The sequence below is a fragment of the Streptomyces sp. NBC_00353 genome (assembly GCF_036108815.1).
GTDB lineage: Bacteria > Actinomycetota > Actinomycetes > Streptomycetales > Streptomycetaceae > Streptomyces.
Window position 1 is genome coordinate 1,826,040 of sequence record NZ_CP107985.1, and the last position, 14,395, is coordinate 1,840,434.

Here is a 14,395-nt window from a genome sequence, read left to right on the forward strand (position 1 = left end):
CATGCCGCCCCGGCGCGTACGCTCGGTGAAGGACTACCGGCGATCAGGAGGTGGGCGGTGCGGCGGATGTATCTGCTGTGGACGATTGCGGCGGCAGGATTCGCCGTGGACCAGATCACGAAGGCGATCGCCGCGGTTGTCGTTGAGGGCCATGAACCCAGGCACCCGCTGGGCGGTGCGGTGACCTTCACCGCTTTCCGCAACTCCGGAGCGGCCGGCTCCTTCGCGCCCCGCGCAACCCTGGTCTTCACCTTCCTGGCGATCGTCGTGCTGATCCTCATCGCCCGGGTCGCCCCCTCCATCCGGTCCACCGGCTGGGCGGTCGGTCTCGGACTGATCTTCGCGGGCGCCGGCGGCAACCTCGCCGACCGCATATTCCGCACCCCCGGATTCGGTCGCGGTGCTGTGCTGGACTTCATCCAGTTCGGCGAGTCAGGGATCTTCAACCTCGCCGACCAGTGCGTGACCGCCGGTGCGGTAGTCGTCCTCATCCAAACCTTCCGCGGCGTTCCCATGCGCACCGTCGTTACGAGCGGCCTCGGGAGTCGTGCGCTGGAGCGATGACAGCGCAGCGCAGACCGCTGCCCCGGCCGACGAACCGGGAGCGGCCCCGTGGCGCAGCGGGCCTGGTGTCGGGGGTGCGGGGAGCTCACGGCACCGAGGTCGCGGAACGATGCGTGGGGGCTGCCTGACGGAAGGCCGGGAACCCCAAGGTTGCGGGACGACGAGCTGACGGCCGGCCAGGTCGTCGAGGCTGCCGGTGAAGAGCATCAGGCCAAGACGGAGATCTTTACCGCCCTCGACAAAATCGTCGAGGGCCCCGGAGAGTCGCGCCCTCCTCGGCGAGCCGCACCCGGAACGCCGCCTCAGCGACCTTGGGGTTCTTTCCCGCGCAGGTCAGGCAGAGCCCGCAGTCCACCGAGGGGCGGCGGAGGATCCTGCGGCACTTGAGACACCGGGCGGACTGGGTCTCGCCGGCCGGGGGTGCGGCAGCACTCGTCGAGGTACGAGCCGTGGGCGCCGCGGCGGGCCCGGTTCGGCCGCAAAGCGCCTTTTGCTGCCACTACTCGCCGGCTGGCGGGATGACGAAGCGGCCCGGAACATTGGGAGGGGAGAGCCCTGGACAGAGGGGACACCCATGGTTGCCTGGTACGAGCGCCACAGGTGGGTGCAGCTACCCCTCGGCGTGAAGTTTCTCCTTGGCCTCGGCTGTCTGATGATCTTGGTGTGCGTAGTTGTCGATCTGCTGTCCGGGCCGGACAGCACCCTTTCCCCGGTCCTGATTTCCGTGCCGGTGCTGGCTGCGGTTGGAGCCCGGAGGGTTTGGGCTCCGCTGGCTGCGGGTGTTCTCGCAATCGTCCTGGTGTTCGCACTCGCCCGGGCGAACCCAAGTGTGCCGACAGTGATCCACGTGAGCTCCGCGGGCTGCGTGGTGCTGGCCGCCGCCGTCACTTCGGGCGTTATCGCCCTCATGCGCAGAGAAGAGCAGGCGGCGGCCCGGCTGCACAACATCGCTGAGGCGGTTCAGAGGGCGCTGCTGCGCCCGCTCCCACCCCGGATCGGCCGTCTGCAGGTGGCGGTGCGCTATGCCGCCGCGGAGCCGGATGCTCGAATCGGCGGGGATCTGTACGACCTGCTGGAGACCAAGTTCGGCATCCGGGTGCTGTTGGGCGATGTCCGCGGCAAGGGATTCGAAGCAGTGGAGGTCGCCGCCGACATCCTCGGCGTCTTCCGTGACGTGGCCCGAACGGAACCCGGCCTGGACGGCGTGGCCACACGACTCGACGGCGCGATTGCCCGGCGCGGCCGGAGCGAAGATTTCGCCACCGCGATTTTGGTCGCCACGGAACCGGAGGAGAACCACGCGGCCGTCATCGTCAACTGCGGCCATCCCCCACCGCTGCTGCGCCACCGCGAGGGGACCGTCACCGAGGTATCGCCCGAGGTGGCTGCGCCACCACTGGGGCTGTGCGAGCTGGCCGGTGACTGTTATCGCTTGCAGAAGGTCCCCTTCCAGCCCGGTGACCTGCTGCTGCTCTTCACCGACGGCACCTGCGAAGCCCGAAATCGGCAGGGCCACTTCTACCCGGTCGCCGAACGCCTCCGAGGCATCCGCGAAAACGATCCGGGCGCCCTGCTCGACCGCGTGCTGGACGACCTGCGCTCATGGACCGGCGGCCGGATCCACGACGATGTGGCCTTGATGGCCCTGCGCTACATGCGGTGGTGACCGCCCGCCGAGCCTTGGCTTCTCCAGACCCGGCGCCCCACTCGCCGGTCGCTTCGGCGGCCTGGGTGCTCGGGAATGCTCGGGAGTGAGCGAGCCTGGAAGTCCGTGACCGGGCCCCAGCTGCGATGAAACACGAGCAGCCGCCGCTGCACTTTGGTTCCGTGCAACGGCGGCTGTGTCGGCAAGGCTGCTACTACAGCTCCCGCTCGATCTGGTTCTCGCTGACCTTGTCCTCGCGCATGGTCGCCTCGTTCTGGACGGCGTAGCGCGCCTGCGCCCCGCTGCCCTCGGCGCTGCGGATCTCGCCCCGCTGGAGCTCGTCCTGCTGGTCCCGGTACTCCACGTGCTGTCCCTTGCGGTAAGGCATGGGGATCTCCAAGTCTCGTATGGGTCGGTGGGGGAGCTGGCCCGCCCGTTCGGCGGGGCGCTCCTGGCGCCGGCGACTATCGCCAGGCGCACTCACAGCCCACCTCTAACTACGCGCACCAGCAACCACTACGGGCCGAATGGGGGACGTCCCGCCCGGCTTCGTTCGAGCACTTCTGGGCAGTTCACGGTTCGGCAGCCCCTTCGAGTACGAGCCGTAGACGCAGCGGGGCCGGCTGTGCTGCGGGCGTACTCGCGTTCCGGGGCGCGCCCCCTACCTGGCGGCGGTGTGGCACACGGCGACCGGACCCTCCTCCTCGATCCCTTCCCGGGTCAGGCGGCCCCGGTGGTGGCCGCGCTCCCCCGGTCGCTCCCCCGCGACCTGGAGGACCGTGCGGCGGCTCATGCCCGCTGCGCCATGCCGAGCCCGTCGCGGGAGCGCCGCATCAAGGTCGCGTAGACGGCCGACGCCACGGCGATGCCGACAGGCAGGGCGAGGTCCACACCGCCCAGGGCGCGGGCGAGCGGCCCGGTGTACAGGGTGTTCACGCAGAGGGCGGCCGCGGCTGTGCCCGCGGTGAGCGCCAGAGCACCTGCCCAGTTGACGCCTGCGGTGAACCAGTAGGGGCTGTCGGAGGTTTCGTCCGTCAGCGCGAGGCCGTCGTAGCGATTACGGCGCAGCAGGATGTCCGTGGCGTAGACGGCCGTGCTGGGTCCGAGCAGGACGACGGTCAGCTGAAGGACGTTGCCGACGGTGTCGAGGAAGTTGGACACGAGCAGCGCGTACAGGGTCAGGGCGACACCGAGAATTCCGTCGACCATCACGCTGAGGGAACGGCGGATGCACACGCCGACGGCCTGGAGTGCGAGGCCGGAGCTGTAGGCGGTCATGGCGTTGATGGAGATCGTGCCGAGCACCAGGGCAAGCAGGAATACGGGGGTGAACCAGCTGGGCAGGATCGTCTCCAGCGCGGTCTGAGGGTCGGTCATGTCGACCGCGGTCGCGGCGAACGCGCCCAGTGAGGTGACGACGACGCCGGGCAGGAAGCCACCGAGCGAGGTCCAGCCCACGATTGCCTTCGGGGAGGTCGTGCGGGGCAGGTAGCGGGAGAAGTCGGCGCTGTTGGTGTACGAGAGCGGGCCCGAGGCGATGAGGGTGATGCCGCCGGCGAGGGCCGCCCACAGGGCGCTGCCGGTCAGCGGCTGGGCGGGCTCGTAACCGAAGTCGGTGTGCCCGAGCACGCTGAAGGCCAGGACGGCGAACGCGGCGGTGAGGGCCACGGTGATCGGGAGGTAGAGCTTCATGATCGTGGCGTGCCCGTAGACGCTGATGGCCAGGGTGAGCGCGGCGATGACCATCACGACGGCGATCTTGACACCTGCGTTCGGCACGATGCCGACCTTCTCGACCAGGGAGAAGGCCGCCAGCGCCGCGGCCGCCAGGTTGAGGGCGATGTAGCAGATACAGATCACCCAGCCGGTGACCGCGATGTTCACACGGTTGCCGCGGACGCCGAACATGGCCCGCATGATCACCTCACTCGGCGTGCCCGAGGCCGGGCCCGAGACGGCGAGGAGGCCGACGGGCACCCAGAACAGGTTGCCCACGATGATCACGCCGAGCGCCTGCCACAGGCTCAGGCCCATGAGTATCAGGGCTCCACCGACCACCAGGCTCAGGTAGTTGACGTTCGCCGCCGCCCAGACGACGAACAACTCCCGTGCACGGCCGCGGCGTTCCCGCTCGGGAATGTGATCGATGCCGTGGACCTCGATACGACCCGCCCGGTCCGCGGGCGGCGGCGTGTCGTGCACGGCGCGCGTGTCGGGGTGCGGGTCGGGAATCGTGGACGCCATGGGGCCCTCCGGGTGCTGGTCATACCCACCTGCTTGCTTATTGGTCGCACACTCAATAGCATCCGGGGTATGTCGTCAAGCGTCCAGCGCAAGCGAATTCGGAAATCACCCGCCGCCCGACGTGCGGAAATCGTCGACGCAGCCGCCACCATCGCCCTGACCGAGGGGCTGGAGTGCATCACCCTGCGGCGCATCGGCGAGCAGCTCGATGTCCGTCCCGGGCTCATCAGCCACTACTTCCCCTCGGCGGAGGACCTCGTGGCCGAGGCGTTCGGCAGCGCCGCGAGCACCGAACTCGACACACTCCTGCCGGCCGAGAGGGCCGACGGAACCCCCACGCAGCACCTGGCGCGGTTCTTCGCACACGCGACGGGAGAGGCGTACGACGACATCAGCCGGCTCTGGATCAACGCGCGGCACCTCAGCCGCTACCGGCCTGTCCTCCGGGACCGGGTCGGCGAGCAGGAGGCGGCGTGGCGCAGACGGCTCGAGAGCCTCATCCGGGAGGGCGTCGAGCAGGATGAATTCCATACGGACGACCCATATATGACGACCATTCAGATTCTTGTGGTGATCGACGGCCTCGGCGCCCATGCCAACACCGACACCAGCGATCGCCCCGAGGCAGTGACGCGTATGGCCATCACCACGGCGGAACGCGAACTGGGCCTGACGAGCGGCGCTCTCACCCGCCCCCTCGACGCATCCACCGACACGGACCAGGACCCGGCCTCCGCCGCCGGCACGGATCCGGCCGCCGAGTCGACCGCCACCCCCAACTGACCTTCCCCCACCAGTCCTTCAAGGAGCCGCCGTGCACACCCGTCTCGTCCTGCTCTCCGCCCGTCTGCTCGACCCGGTCACGGGCCGGCTCCTGCCGGAGACCGCGCTGGCCGTGTCCGGAGGGCAGATCTCCGCCCTGGGCGACGACCGCGGGATACGCGCACTCGCGGACTCCTCGACGACGGTGATCGACCTGAAGGGGGCCGTGGTCACCCCCGGCCTGGTCGACGGGCACCTCCATCCCGTCTCGGGCGCCGAATTGACCCAGGGACTTGACCTGTCGGGCTGCACCGACCTGGACGAGGTCCGCGAGACGCTGGCCCGCGAGGTCCGGACCCTCGCACCCGGAGCGTGGCTGCACGGATGGGGCCTCGACCCGAACGTCTTCGGGGGCCGGCCCGTCGAGGCCGCCGCCCTCTCCCCCGTACTCGACGGCGTACCGGCCCTTCTCCAGCTCTTCGATGCCCATTCCATGCTGGCCAGCCCGCGCGCACTCGAACTCGCAGGCGTCGACGGGCCACGCTCCTTCGCCCAGGCCGCCGAGGTCGTCTGCGACGACGCCGGACGGCCCACCGGGCTGCTCCTGGAGGACGCCGCCTGCGAGCTCGTCGAACGTGCGGCCCCGCAGCCCACGCACGCGGAGCGCCGCGCCGGGCTCGCCGCCGCGCTGCGCAGCATGGCCGCCGCCGGACTCACCGGCGGTCACGCCATGGACGCAGGCGGCGAAAGCCTCGCGCTCTACACCGAACTCGACGCAGCCGGCGAGCTGCCGCTGCGGCTGCGGGTCGCGCCCTGGTGCCAGCCCGGCACCGACGCCGACGCGCTGCGCGCGATCATCGAGCAACAGGGCACCGGCGGCGCGCTCTGGCGGACCGAAGGCGTCAAGCTCTTCATGGACGGCACCATCGACAACGGCACCGCCTGGCTGGAGCGCCCCGACTGCCACGGCGAGTCCACGCACGCCTTCTGGCCCGACCCGGACGCCTACACCCATATCGTCGGCGAGCTCCACCGGGCCGGGGTACCCACCGCCACCCACGCCATCGGTGACGCGGCCGTACGGCATGCCCTCGACTCCGTCGAGAAGGCCCTGGCCACCGGGGACCGCGGAGTCCGGCACCGGATCGAGCACATAGAGACCGTTCCCGACGACACGCTGCGCCGCTTCGCCGAGCTCGGCGTCGTCGCGTCCATGCAGCCCACCCACTGCTGCGACTTCACCCGGGCCGACCACACCGACAACTGGTCCCGCCGCCTCGGTGAGAAGCGCGCCTCCCGCGCCTGGCGCTGCCGGGATCTGTGGGACTCCGGAGCCACCGTCGTCCTCGGCTCCGACTGGCCCATCGCCCCCTACCCGCCGCTGGGCGTCATGGCGGGCGCCCGCCACCGTCGGCCCAGCCGCGATCTCACCCAGCCCCCGCACGGCCCCGACCAGGCGCTCACCGCCCTGGAGGCCCTCCAGGGCATGACCGTGAACGCAGCTCTCACGGCAGGCGAGGAGCACAAGGCCGGCCGGATCGCCGTCGGCCACCGCGCGGACCTCACGGTCTTCGCCGACGACCCGCTCACCACCGCCGCCACCGACCTGCCCGACCTGCCCGTGCTGCTGACGGTCCTCGACGGGCACCCCACCCACCGCGACGCGAGCATGTGACCCGTTCCGTCGACAGCCACCGATCGGGCCTCGTCGCCCATTCGGTCCCGTCAGGGGTGCCGCCGGGCCACGGACTGCGCACGCTGGACTCGTCCCGGAAGCTTCGTCGGCACAGCCGACATCTGAGCCGAACCGGGCAGCGCTGACCTCACCGGGCCATTCGGCAGCGCTGATGTTCCCGCCTCTTCGGACGTTCAACCGGGCGGCCGGCGGCCTTCGCCTCCGACGGCCGCGGGTCCGCGGGTTCCCGGGGTGTCGGCGCTCCGGGGCGCACCCGCCCAAGGCGCTCGTACCGTGCGAGAAGGAGTTGGCCAACGATGCCCGGACACCTCACCCCTCCATCGGGCTCCTGCTGCTCCGGGAGTCCGGCAGTGACTCGGCGTCCACGGTCCGCAGGCTCAGGCCCATGAGCCGATGACTCGGGTACCGCCGAGAGAACACCCCTTCACCGCGCAGACGGAGGCATGAATGACCACCGCTCCGGACTCGGTCGGCACGATCACCGACCAGGAGGCAGCCGCTCTCGACGCCCACTGGCGCGCCGCCAACTACCTCTCGGCCGGGCAGATCTACCTCATGGCGAATCCGTTGCTGGCAGAGCCGCTGCGCACCGAGCAGATCAAGCCACGGCTGCTCGGCCACTGGGGCACCTCTCCCGGCCTCAACCTCGTGTACACGCACCTCAACCGGATCATCAAGAACCGCTCCCAGGATGTGCTGTGCGTCTGGGGCCCCGGGCACGGCGGCCCCGCGGTGCTGGCCAACTCCTGGCTGGAGGGCACCTACACGGAGACGTACCCGGACGTCACCCGGGACACGGAGGGGATGGAGCGGCTGTTCCGGCAGTTCTCCTTCCCCGGCGGCGTGCCCAGCCACGTCGCGCCGGAGACCCCCGGCTCCATCCACGAGGGCGGCGAACTGGGCTACTCGCTCGCCCATGCTTACGGAGCCGCGCTGGACAACCCTGCCCTGCTGGTCGCCTGTGTGATCGGCGACGGCGAGGCGGAGACCGGCCCGCTGGCGGCCTCCTGGCACAGCAACAAGTTCCTCGACCCCGTCCACGACGGCGCGGTGCTGCCCATCCTGCATCTGAACGGCTACAAGATCGCCAACCCCACCGTGCTGGCCCGTATCCCCCAGGACGAACTCGAGCAGCTGATGCGCGGACTGGGGTACGAACCGCTCCACGTCAGCGGCGACGACCCCGCAGCCGTGCACCGTGCCATGGCCGCCGCGATGGACACCGCCGTGGACAAGATCCGCGCCATCCAGCACGCCGCCCGCCACGGCGGAGAGCGCCGACGGGCACACTGGCCGGTGATCGTGCTGCGCACGCCGAAGGGCTGGACCGGGCCCGGCGAGGTCGACGGCCTGCCGGTGGAGGGCACATGGCGGGCCCACCAGGTTCCGCTACCCGCCGTTCGGGAGAACCCCGCTCACCTCGCGCAGCTGGAGGAATGGCTGCGTTCCTACCGGCCCGAGGACCTGTTCGACCCCACCGGGCGTCCCACCGAGCAGGTGCTGGCGTGCGTGCCCGAGGGCGAACGCCGCCTTGGAGCCACCCTGTACGCGAATGGTGGCCGACTGCTGCGCACCCTGCCCGTACCGCCGCTGGAGGACCATGCGGTGCCCGTCGACAAGCCCGGGACGACCCAGCACGAGCCGACCCGCGTCCTGGGCGGGATGCTGGAGCGCATCATGGCGGATACCGCGCAGCGCCGGGACTTCCGTCTGTTCGGCCCCGACGAGACCGCGTCCAACCGACTCCAGGCGGTCTACGGAGCCAGCGGCAAAGCCTGGCAGGAGCAGATGCTGCCCGCCGACGAACACCTGGCCCGGGACGGCCGGGTGATGGAGATTCTCTCCGAACACACCTGCCAGGGCTGGCTGGAGGGCTACCTCCTCACCGGCCGCCACGGTCTCTTCTCGTGCTACGAGGCGTTCGTCCACATCGTCGACTCCATGGTCAACCAACACGTCAAGTGGCTGCACACCTCTCGTCAGCTTCCCTGGCGCGCGCCGATCGCCTCGTTGAACTACCTGCTCACCTCGCACGTGTGGCGCCAGGACCACAACGGCTTCTCGCACCAGGACCCCGGATTCGTCGACCACATCCTCAACAAGAGCCCCGAAGTGGTGCGCGTCTATCTGCCCCCGGACGCGAACACCCTGCTGTCCATCACCGACCACGTGCTGCACAGCCGGGACTACGTCAACGTCGTGGTCGCCGGCAAGCAACCGTGTTTCGACTGGCTCAGCATGGAACAGGCGCGTCGCCACTGTGCACGCGGCGTCGGCATCTGGGAGTGGGCCGGAACCGAGAACGGCGACCGTGAACCCGACGTCGTCCTGGCCTGCGCCGGTGATGTCCCCACCCAGGAAGTGCTGGCCGCGGCCGACCTCCTCCGGCGTCACCTGCCGGACCTGATGTTCCGGGTGGTCAACGTCGTGGATCTGACCCGGCTGATGCCCGCGACGGAACACCCGCACGGTATGCCCGACGTCGAGTTCAACGCGGTCTTCACCACGTCCAAGCCGGTGATCTTCGCGTACCACGGCTACCCATGGCTGATCCACCGGCTCGCCTACCGCCGGGCCGCCCACCCGCACCTGCATGTGCGGGGCTACAAGGAGTCCGGCACCACCACGACGCCGTTCGACATGGTGGTGCGCAACGACCTGGACCGCTACCGGCTGGTCATGGACGTCATCGACCGGGTTCCCCACCTGGGCGCCCGGGCCGCCGCCATCCGGGAGGCCATGGCGGACGCCCGCAGTCGCCACCACGACTGGATCCGCGAACACGGCGACGACCTGCCCGAGGTCGCCCACTGGACCTGGTCGTCGTGACACTCCGACCGGTCGCCGATTCTGACCGTGTTCACGGCTGAACCCGGCAGCGAAAGCCCGGAAGGAATCGAGTTCCTCGCTCGCACCCTCGGTGATCGGCTCCCCTGACACGCGCAGTCAGCCATGAGAGCGGCGAGCTGCGTGGGCCGCAGGGGAGGCGGCGGGTGTCACGGTTCGTGTGTTCCGACGACGTTCCGGTACACAGCGATCTTCCGGTCGATCGCGGCCAGGTGTTTCCGCGTCTGCTCCATGCGCGCGATCACCTCGCGGCGGTGCCGTTCGAGGATCTGCAGACGTTCGGCGTCGGTTCCCTGCCGACGGGCCAGCGCCGCGTACCGCCGGATGTCCGCGATCGGCATGCCCGTGTCCCGCAGCATGACGAGCCCGGCCAGCCATGCCAGGTCGCCGGAACCGTAACGGCGGCGCCCGGACGGCGAGCGCGGCGCGGGGTGGAGTGTCAGGCCCTCGCGCTCGTAGTAGCGCAAGGTGTCGACGCTCAGACCACAGAGAGCTGCCGCCTCCCCGATGGGGAAGCCCTCGGGCGGCACCTCGACGGACACATCGGGCAATATCACCTCGTCCATCCCACCACTATGCAACCTGGAGTGCGCTCCAGGTCAAGCGCCGCCGTAACCGGTGGCGCCGTCGGCCGCGCAGCATCACGGGCGGCACGGCTTCCGCTTGACCTGGAGCGCGCTCCAGGAGGCACGGTTGGCACGTGGCCGCGCCGCACCACCTGCTCCGGGCGAGAACCGGGATCCCAGGTCCCGTGACGGTGCGTGCCACCGGAAACCCTGGCAAGCACGAGAAGTGAGACCAACCGTGAAGACGATCGATCTGGGCAGTAACGGCCTGCGAGTACCGATGCAGGGCTTCGGCGCCATGGGCATGAGTGCGTTCTACGGGGCACGGGACGAGTCCGAGGCGGTGGCCACTCTCAACCGTGCGGTGGATCTCGGGGTGACGCTCATCGACACGGCCGAGGCGTACGGGCCGTTCGAGAACGAGAAGCTCATCGCCCGGGCTCTGGGCCACCGCCGCTCCGAGGTCACCATCGCGACGAAGTTCGCCATGGACTTCGACGCCGACGGCACACCGCTGGACGGGCGGGCCGAGCACGTCCGCCGAGCGGTGGAACGGTCGCTTCGTCATCTGGAGACGGAGACCATCGACCTCTACTACCTCCACCGTGTCGATCCCGCCGTCCCGATCGAGGAGACCGTCGGCGCCATGGCCGAGCTGGTCACGGCGGGCAAGGTACGTCACCTCGGGCTCTCCGAGGCCGCCGCCGCAACGATCCGCCGCGCGCACGCCGTCCACCCGATCACGGCCGTGCAGTCGGAGCTGTCCCTCTTCAGCCGGGATCTCCTGGAGAACGGGATCAAGGAGGTGCTGGACGAGCTGGGAATCGGCCTGGTCGCCTTCTCTCCCCTCGGCCGCGGCTTCCTGTCCGGAGCCATCCGCAGCGTCGACGACCTCGACCCCGACGACGCGCGCCGGGGTCTGCCCCGCTTCTCACCCGAGAGCATCGCCGCCAATCTCGCACTCGTGGACCGGGTCGCCGCGATTGCCGAGGCGCGCGGGGCGACCCCGGGGCAGATCGCCCTGGCCTGGGTAGCGGCGCAGGGCGCCGTCTCCATCCCCGGGACCAAGCGGCGGGCCTATCTGGAGGAGAACGTCGGAGCGGCCGGCATCACCCTGACCACGGCGGAGCTGAGCGCCCTGGACGGCGCTGTGCCGACCGGGGCCGTCACCGGCGCGCGGGACACCGTCGAGGGGCTCGCGCTCACGAACCACTGACAGGAGTACCGGTGCGCGGCCGGGGCACGTGTGGCCGGCTCGACCACACAACCGCGCCGGGCATCGAGCACCGGAGTGATGCCGGAGCCAGTGGTCCTGGCGACGTCGAGCGCCGATATGGCACCGGGCTCACCGCGCCCGCGAGTACGGGTCGAGACACAGCCGAGGGACGCCACCCAAGTAACCCAAGGGCTCAGATCAGTTGGCACTGTTCCGCCTGGCGTCCCGTCGGCATCCGCTCCTGCAGTGCGGTCACTGCGCCACAATGATCGCGTACACCAAGAAGAACGCGGCGCACAGCACGACGACGATCCCGATGGCGATCAGGGGCCCCTTGGTCCAGCCTCGGGTCACGTCACCTCGTGGTCCCGTCTCCGGCCCTGTGCTGCTCTCGGCAGGTGGAGTCTCCTCCGGCGGAACCGTCCGCTCGTGCTGGGCGCGGCGGCCGTTGTGCGGATCAGGATTCGCATCACTCATTCGTTCAGAGTGCCCCCTGCCGGACAGGCCGGCGCGCCGGGACACCCAATCGTGGACGGGCCTTGATCCGGTCGGGCCGGCGACGGTCCCGGTATCGCCGGCTCACACCCACCGGCCGGCGAACCGGCACCGTCGTCACGGATTCAGGCATCCATCAGTGGCAGACCGGGCAGCACCTTCTCGATGGTGATGGGGAAGTCACGCACGCGCACGCCGGTGGCGTTGAACACCGCGTTCGCAACCGACGCACCGGCGCCGCAGATGCCCAGCTCGCCGACACCCTTCGCGCCCAGGACGTTGGCCTTGTCGTCGTACCCGTCAAGGATGACCGCGTCGACGTCGGGGATGTCGGCGTGGACCGGCACCAGGTATTGCGCGAAGTCCCGGTTGACGAAGGCGCCGGATCGCAGGTCGACCACTGCCTCCTCTTCGAGGGCCGCTCCGGTTCCCCAGATCATGCCGCCGATCAGCTGCGAACGAGCCGTCTTCGCGTTGAGCACGCGGCCCACCGAGAACACGCCGAGCATCCGCCGCAGACGGATCTCGGCGGTGTCCGCGTCGACCCCCACTTCAGCGAAATGGGCCCCGTAGGTGTTGATCGAGTAGTCCGTGTAGTTCGGGTCATCGCCCATGAAGCGGGTACCTCCCTCCGCCTCGACACCTTCCGGATGGTTGCGTGCGACGATGTCGCTCAGCGCCTCGGACGCGCCGCCGACAGCCACGTTGCCATCGGAGAACACGGCGTCCGCCGGGTCCAGTCCGTGCAACGGGGAGCGCGTGTCGCCGCGCGCCGCGGCCAGGAGCTGCTCGCGCAGTGTCATGCACGCACCATGCACCGCATTGCTCGAGTTGGTGGCGCCCCACGAGCCGCCGGACCCCCAGCTGGTGGGAAACTCGGAACGCCCGAGCTCGATCCGCACCCGATCCGGCGGCAGTCCGAGCCCCTCGGCCGCGACCTGGGTCAGGACGGTGTACGTGCCCGTGCCGAGGTCGGTCATGTCCGTCTGGACGACGGCGGTGCCGTCAGTCTCCAACCGCACGCGCACCGCTGTCGGCCCTTGGAAGTGCCCGCGGATGGCGGCCGACATGCCGTAGCCGACCAGCCAGCGCCCGTCGCGCATGCTCGCCGGGGTGGCGGGGCGGTGCTCCCAGCCGAACCGGCGCGCGCCTTCGCGCAGACAGTCGACCAGGTGCCGGTCGCTGTACGGCACGTCTCGCTCGGGATCGACTGTGGGCTCGTTGAGGATCCGCAGCTCGACCGGGTCCATCCCGAGCGCATGGGCCAGCTCGTCCATCGCCGACTCGACCGCCAGCATGCCCGGTGCTTCGCCCGGCGCGCGTACGTCCGACCCGGGCGGCAGATCGAGCGGCGCCAGCCGGTGGCTGGTCAACCGGTGGGGCGCGGCGTAGAGGCTGCGGGTCGTGGCGGCGGTCTGCTCGGCGTACTCCACGTCGGGGTTGGTGTGCATGGTGACGTCATGGGCGATCGCGATCAGCTGTCCGTCCTGCTCCGCGCCCAGTCGGACCCGCTGGCTGGATGTGGGGCGGTTGCCGACGAGCTGGAAGATCTGCTGCCTGGTCATCGCGACCTTGACCGGTTGACGCAACTCGCGAGCGGCGAGCGCGGCCAGGATCGTCTCGGAATGGATGCCGAGCTTGGAGCCGAATCCCCCGCCGACGAAGGGGGTGACGATGTGGACCCGCTCGGGGTCGATCCGAAGCGTGGCGGCGACCGAGGCCTGCGCCGCGTCGACGATCTGGCAGCTGACGTAGACGGTCAGGTCCTCGTCGCGCGGTGCCACGAGACACGCGTGCGGTTCCATCGGCATCGAGAGCTCGTACGGCGTCGTGTACTGCTGGTCGACCTTGACCACCGCGCTGTCGAACCCGGCATCGAAATCGCCCACCGCGGTGTCGGTGGGGAGACCGGCGTTGACCACCTTCGGGATGTACACCTCGTCTTCCTGCTCGGCGAAGTTGAAACGTCCCCGCCCGCCGGTGTATTCGACTTCGACCAGGTCGGCTGCCGCTCGGGCCTGCTCGAGGGTCGTGGCGACGACGAGTGCCACCGGCTCGCCGTAATAGTGGACGTCGGGGCCGGTCAGCACCGGCTGGGCGCGCCAGTATTCGAACGGAATGGACACATCACGGACACCCTGCGCAGGAGCGTTGTGATGGGTCATCACCATCTTCACGCCGGGTGCGGATTCGGCGCTCTCGGTGTCGATCCGGGTGATGCGGCCTTTGCCGATCGTCGCGCCGACGATGAACCCGTAGAGAGGTTGGCCGGCCCCCCAATTCTCGTAGGCGTATGTGGCCCGGCCGGCGACCTTCAACGGGCCGTCGACGCGGTTCAGAGCTTGCCCGATCATCTCGTC

At 69.9% G+C, this 14,395-nt stretch carries 12 protein-coding genes; 6 read left to right on the top strand and 6 right to left on the bottom strand.

Features of this window, described 5'->3' with window-relative positions; all coding sequences use genetic code 11:
* Positions 1 to 66: 66 nt before the first annotated feature.
* Together OHA88_RS08690 and OHA88_RS08695 are read left to right on the top strand one after the other, a co-directional pair.
* Complete coding sequence (locus OHA88_RS08690) at positions 67 to 564, top strand: signal peptidase II (protein ID WP_328629626.1); 498 nt, start codon at positions 67 to 69, stop codon at positions 562 to 564.
* A gap of 847 nt (positions 565 to 1,411) precedes the next feature.
* Positions 1,412 to 2,230 carry a PP2C family protein-serine/threonine phosphatase gene (locus tag OHA88_RS08695; RefSeq protein ID WP_328624970.1) on the top strand — a complete coding sequence of 273 codons (819 nt, stop codon included), beginning with the start codon at positions 1,412 to 1,414 and terminating at the stop codon, positions 2,228 to 2,230.
* 193 nt (positions 2,231 to 2,423) lie between these two features.
* Here the strand turns inward: OHA88_RS08695 and OHA88_RS08700 are convergent, their stop codons facing one another.
* From OHA88_RS08700 to OHA88_RS08710, 3 genes are all read right to left on the bottom strand, one after another.
* The gene (locus OHA88_RS08700) at positions 2,424 to 2,597 is read right to left on the bottom strand and encodes a hypothetical protein (protein ID WP_267008580.1); all 174 of its coding nucleotides are present in this window, start codon (positions 2,595 to 2,597) and stop codon (positions 2,424 to 2,426) included.
* Between the two features lie 273 nt (positions 2,598 to 2,870).
* Positions 2,871 to 3,002, bottom strand: a complete 132-nt coding sequence (locus OHA88_RS08705) for a hypothetical protein (protein WP_328624971.1) — start codon at positions 3,000 to 3,002, stop codon at positions 2,871 to 2,873.
* On the bottom strand, positions 2,999 to 4,453 hold the full coding sequence (locus OHA88_RS08710; RefSeq protein ID WP_328624972.1) for a purine-cytosine permease family protein: 1,455 nt from the start codon (positions 4,451 to 4,453) through the stop codon (positions 2,999 to 3,001). The genes OHA88_RS08705 and OHA88_RS08710 overlap by 4 nt, the downstream gene beginning before the upstream one ends.
* A gap of 69 nt (positions 4,454 to 4,522) precedes the next feature.
* Here OHA88_RS08710 and OHA88_RS08715 point away from each other — a divergent pair, with 69 nt between their 5' ends.
* From OHA88_RS08715 to OHA88_RS08725, 3 genes are all read left to right on the top strand, one after another.
* Positions 4,523 to 5,236: a TetR/AcrR family transcriptional regulator gene (locus OHA88_RS08715; RefSeq protein ID WP_328624973.1), complete on the top strand. Its 714-nt coding sequence runs from the start codon at positions 4,523 to 4,525 to the stop codon at positions 5,234 to 5,236.
* Positions 5,237 to 5,267: 31 nt separating this feature from the next.
* Positions 5,268 to 6,890 carry an amidohydrolase gene (locus OHA88_RS08720; RefSeq protein WP_328624974.1) on the top strand — a complete coding sequence of 541 codons (1,623 nt, stop codon included), beginning with the start codon at positions 5,268 to 5,270 and terminating at the stop codon, positions 6,888 to 6,890.
* A gap of 468 nt (positions 6,891 to 7,358) precedes the next feature.
* Positions 7,359 to 9,740, top strand: a complete 2,382-nt coding sequence (locus OHA88_RS08725; RefSeq protein WP_328624975.1) for a phosphoketolase family protein — start codon at positions 7,359 to 7,361, stop codon at positions 9,738 to 9,740.
* Positions 9,741 to 9,907: 167 nt separating this feature from the next.
* Here OHA88_RS08725 and OHA88_RS08730 read toward each other — a convergent pair whose 3' ends face one another.
* Positions 9,908 to 10,324, bottom strand: coding sequence for a MerR family transcriptional regulator (locus OHA88_RS08730; RefSeq protein ID WP_328624976.1), 417 nt, complete (start codon positions 10,322 to 10,324; stop codon positions 9,908 to 9,910).
* A 238-nt stretch (positions 10,325 to 10,562) separates the two neighbouring features.
* Between OHA88_RS08730 and OHA88_RS08735 the strand changes: the two genes are divergently transcribed.
* Positions 10,563 to 11,540: an aldo/keto reductase gene (locus OHA88_RS08735; protein ID WP_328624977.1), complete on the top strand. Its 978-nt coding sequence runs from the start codon at positions 10,563 to 10,565 to the stop codon at positions 11,538 to 11,540.
* Positions 11,541 to 11,792: 252 nt separating this feature from the next.
* Here the strand turns inward: OHA88_RS08735 and OHA88_RS08740 are convergent, their stop codons facing one another.
* Complete coding sequence (locus tag OHA88_RS08740) at positions 11,793 to 12,017, bottom strand: DUF6480 family protein (RefSeq protein WP_267008572.1); 225 nt, start codon at positions 12,015 to 12,017, stop codon at positions 11,793 to 11,795.
* 143 nt (positions 12,018 to 12,160) lie between these two features.
* Positions 12,161 to 14,389: a xanthine dehydrogenase family protein molybdopterin-binding subunit gene (locus OHA88_RS08745; protein ID WP_328624978.1), complete on the bottom strand. Its 2,229-nt coding sequence runs from the start codon at positions 14,387 to 14,389 to the stop codon at positions 12,161 to 12,163.
* Positions 14,390 to 14,395: the final 6 nt, after the last annotated feature.

Excerpts from the sequence above, each read along its gene's own strand:
- OHA88_RS08700 (WP_267008580.1), bottom strand. The coding sequence starts at position 2,597 with ATGCCTTACCGCAAGGGACAGCACGTGGAGTACCGGGACCAGCAGGAC.
- OHA88_RS08710 (WP_328624972.1), bottom strand. The coding sequence starts at position 4,453 with ATGGCGTCCACGATTCCCGACCCGCACCCCGACACGCGCGCCGTGCAC.
- OHA88_RS08730 (WP_328624976.1), bottom strand. The coding sequence starts at position 10,324 with ATGGACGAGGTGATATTGCCCGATGTGTCCGTCGAGGTGCCGCCCGAG.
- OHA88_RS08745 (WP_328624978.1), bottom strand. The coding sequence starts at position 14,389 with ATGATCGGGCAAGCTCTGAACCGCGTCGACGGCCCGTTGAAGGTCGCC.
- OHA88_RS08740 (WP_267008572.1), bottom strand. The coding sequence starts at position 12,017 with ATGAGTGATGCGAATCCTGATCCGCACAACGGCCGCCGCGCCCAGCAC.
- OHA88_RS08705 (WP_328624971.1), bottom strand. The coding sequence starts at position 3,002 with ATGAGCCGCCGCACGGTCCTCCAGGTCGCGGGGGAGCGACCGGGGGAG.
- OHA88_RS08715 (WP_328624973.1), top strand. The coding sequence starts at position 4,523 with ATGTCGTCAAGCGTCCAGCGCAAGCGAATTCGGAAATCACCCGCCGCC.
- OHA88_RS08725 (WP_328624975.1), top strand. The coding sequence starts at position 7,359 with ATGACCACCGCTCCGGACTCGGTCGGCACGATCACCGACCAGGAGGCA.
- OHA88_RS08690 (WP_328629626.1), top strand. The coding sequence starts at position 67 with ATGTATCTGCTGTGGACGATTGCGGCGGCAGGATTCGCCGTGGACCAG.